The sequence below is a fragment of the Vibrio mimicus CAIM 602 genome (assembly GCF_000338875.1).
In the GTDB taxonomy this organism is placed as follows: domain Bacteria; phylum Pseudomonadota; class Gammaproteobacteria; order Enterobacterales; family Vibrionaceae; genus Vibrio; species Vibrio mimicus.
On sequence record NZ_AOMO01000005.1, the window covers coordinates 1 to 1,725 of the forward strand.

3 protein-coding genes and 1 pseudogene are annotated in these 1,725 nt (G+C 40.2%); all 4 read left to right on the forward strand.

The features are described from left to right. Positions 1-75: 75 nt before the first annotated feature. Entirely contained in the window at positions 76-309 is a 234-nt protein-coding gene (locus D908_RS20270; RefSeq protein ID WP_005522119.1) for a DUF3709 domain-containing protein, read from the forward strand. Positions 310-573: 264 nt separating this feature from the next. Next, positions 574-888, forward strand: a complete 315-nt coding sequence (locus D908_RS18050; protein ID WP_172462067.1) for a hypothetical protein — start codon at positions 574-576, stop codon at positions 886-888. A gap of 141 nt (positions 889-1,029) precedes the next feature. Then, the gene (locus D908_RS18045) at positions 1,030-1,452 is read left to right on the forward strand and encodes a GNAT family N-acetyltransferase (RefSeq protein WP_005522123.1); all 423 of its coding nucleotides are present in this window, start codon (positions 1,030-1,032) and stop codon (positions 1,450-1,452) included. A 135-nt stretch (positions 1,453-1,587) separates the two neighbouring features. Then, positions 1,588-1,725 (forward strand): annotated as a pseudogene (locus D908_RS22995) (nuclease); the annotation flags it as partial.

Genomic DNA, 1,725 nt, shown 5'->3' on the forward strand with positions numbered 1-1,725 from the left:
ATATTGTTTTTCGCTGCCTAATGAAGCGGCAATGTGTCTGGCGCTGTAAATTCTGAGTGATTGCCTCATTGGGTTTTGAGTCCACGCGAGGTGAGTTTTGTTCTCTCAAGTCGCTTTGAGCAGTTTGGTGCCTTTACTTATAGGCTTAAAGTTTGTCGGCAATTGAGCATTGTTTTGCGCTGCCTAATGAAACGGCTATGTGTCTGTCGCTGTAAGTTTCAGTGTGATTGCCTCATTGAGTTATTGTGCTCATGCGTGTTGAGTGAGTTTGTCGGAGAGGGTTTCCACATTGACCTAGTTGTTAAATGAAAGCCTGCATTGGTCAGTTCATAGGTAAAAGTTGAGTCAGTTCTAATTCAAGGAAATTCGGAGTTTGGCCAATGATTTCAGTTGGTTATCATTGATTAGGTTCAAATGTAAAGTGTTGAAGCTTAAGCATAACAAACGCCTCAAGAGGGACTGTCAACGCGTGGCGTTTCCAGTCCCATTGAGCCGCGGTGGTTTCGGTTGTTGTGTTTGAGTTTAGTGTAATGCGTTGTCAGCCCCTTAGGCGGGCGTTATACAAATACAGGGATGAAAATGGAAATTACAGTTAAGAAAATATCGAAAAGGTCTCTTTTCAAAATGCTCTTTATCGGCTTTAGCTTAAGCTTCTTTGTTTTCTTTTTAATGTGTGGCATCGCATCCATATTTGGTGCGGAGACTGTAAAGTGGGAAGAAACACCAGTAACGGGTGTGTCAGGTCTGTTATTAGCATTAGCAATGTGGCCAATATTTAGTTTATTCCTAGCGTTGTTTATGTGGTGCTTTGTAGCATTTGGTTTGTGGATTTACTCTTTAGCTAAACCCCTTAATCTAGTTTTTAAAGAGACCGTAGAATCCAAGTAACTATTTGTATAACAAGCAATTTAAGAGGGATTCACAACGCTTGGTACTTTTGCTTCTACTTCAGTTTTAGTGTTTATGGCACAATGCTTTAGGTTTGGGTGGAGGCGTTGTTCACCCCTTAATTGGGCGTTAGGAGATTCAATGGTTTCGTATCAACAAACAACAGATTTATCAGCTTCGGCTAAGATTACTTACGTAAATATGCGTTCATACTATGAGCATTATTCTGTTGATTGGGATTGCTCAAAAATCGAAGAGCAAATTCAAGATTTAGCCAATTTCGATATCCTGCTCAATGATGAGGTCGTTGGAGCAATTCGTTTGGCATTTGATAATGACGGTTGCTATGTTTGTGATTTGCAAGTCAGCGAGAAATACCAAAATAAAGGCATTGGGGCGTTAGCACTTTCTGAATGTGAAAGGTTAGCCATTGAAACAGGTGCTAATCGACTTAAGTTACGTGTATTTAAAATCAGCCCAGCTTTTCATCTCTATGAAAGAGTTGGTTTTGTGGTTGATAACGCTGATGATAGGTTTTACAGCATGTCGAGAACAATCTCCTAACAAACAATTTAAGAGTGATTCAGCACGCGTGGCATTTTTACTATGCGTTAGTTTTAGTGATTAAGAAGGCATGCGGTAGCATCGGTATTGCGTGCTTCACACCTTAATTGGGCGTTAGTTGAATAGGGAAAATCCGTGAATATTTTTGAAGCATTTCTTAATGTGTTTGTGCAAGTCTGGTATCTAGTCCCTTTATTGCTCATTGTTAGCGTTTTCAAAAGTAGGTGGCTAAAAGGTGTATTCGGTGAGTTTCTCGTGAACCGTCTTTTGTCC